Source organism: Blastococcus sp. SYSU D00669 (assembly GCF_054050715.1).
Genome location: NZ_JBJGZV010000084.1, coordinates 1 through 1,233 on the forward strand (window position 1 = coordinate 1; position 1,233 = coordinate 1,233).

General features: G+C 78.5%; 2 protein-coding genes. Both read right to left on the minus strand.

Annotated elements, in window-relative coordinates; genetic code table 11:
- Positions 1-881 (minus strand): acyl-CoA dehydrogenase family protein (locus ACI8AF_RS27485; protein WP_456542962.1); only part of this gene is annotated, 881 nt, incomplete at its 3' end.
- Positions 881-1,233: SDR family NAD(P)-dependent oxidoreductase (locus tag ACI8AF_RS27490; RefSeq protein ID WP_456542963.1), on the minus strand; the 353-nt coding region annotated here is incomplete at its 5' end. The genes ACI8AF_RS27490 and ACI8AF_RS27485, both read right to left, overlap by 1 nt.

Below are 1,233 nucleotides of genomic sequence, written 5' to 3' on the forward strand. Positions count from 1 at the left end.
GCGTGGTAGGCGGTCGACCGGGCGTGCTCGACCTCGACCAGCATGTCCGCGCAGCGGTGCTTGACCCCCTGGAACGAGCCGATCGGCCGGCCGAACTGCAGCCGCGTCTTCGCGTGCTCCACCGACAGGTCGAGCAGCCGCTGCGCCCCGCCGACCGCCTCGGCGGCCAGGACGACGGCCCCGGTGCGCCGCGCCGCCCGCACGGCGCCGGCCGCGGCGCCGGGGTCGCCGACCGCCCGCGCGGGCACGCCGTCGTAGCGCAGCCGGGCCTGGCGGCGGGTGAGGTCGAGGCCCGACTGCGTCTCGCGGGTCAGCCCCGGGGCGCCGCCGTCGACGAGGAAGAGCGCGGGCCCGCCGTCGGTGCCGGCGAGCACGACGAGGGCGTCGGCGGCGGCGCCGTCGAGCACGTGCGCCTGCTCGCCGGCCAGCCGCCAGCCGTCGGCGCCGCGCTCGGCCCGCACGGTGGCGGCTTCTGGCGCCCAGGTGCCGCGGGCGTCGGTGGCGGCCAGCGCGGCCACCGTCTCGCCCTCGGCGATGGCCGGCAGCAGCTCCTTGGCCGCGCCGTCGTCCCCCGCCGCGGCGACCGCCCTGGCCGCCAGGGCGACCGTGCCCACCAGCGGGGCCGGGGCGACGGCGCGGCCGAACTCCTCGGCGACGACGGCGAGGTCGACCAGGCCCGCCCCGGCGCCGCCGTGCGCCTCGGGGACGGCGAGGCCGAGCAGGCCGACGTCGCGGCCCAGCCGGCGCCACACCTCCCGGTCGAAGCCCTCGGCGGTCTCGGTCAGCCGGCGCACCTCGGGCTCGGCGAACCGCTCGGCGGCGAACTCGCGGGCGACGGCGCGCAGGTCGCGCTGCTCGGCGGTGAACTCGAACTCGACCATCAGAAGGTTCCTCCGTCGACGACGATCCGCTGGTCGTTGACGTACGCGCCGTCCGGCCCGACCAGGAACCGGACCACCCGGGCGACGTCCTCGGGCGCGCAGACGCGGCCGAACGGCGAGGCGTCGTCGAGCTCGCGGATGTCGTCGACGTCGCGGGTGGCGCGGGCCAGCCGGCGGCCCATCTCGGTGTCGGTCAGCCCGGGGGCGACGACGTTGACGTGCACGCCGTGCGCCCGTTCCTCCCGGGCGAGGGTGTGCGCCAGCGCCTCGACCGCGGCCTTGCCCATGGCGTACGGCGCACCCCCGGCCGTCCAGGTGGTCGTGGCGATGCTGCTGACGAACACGACGTCGG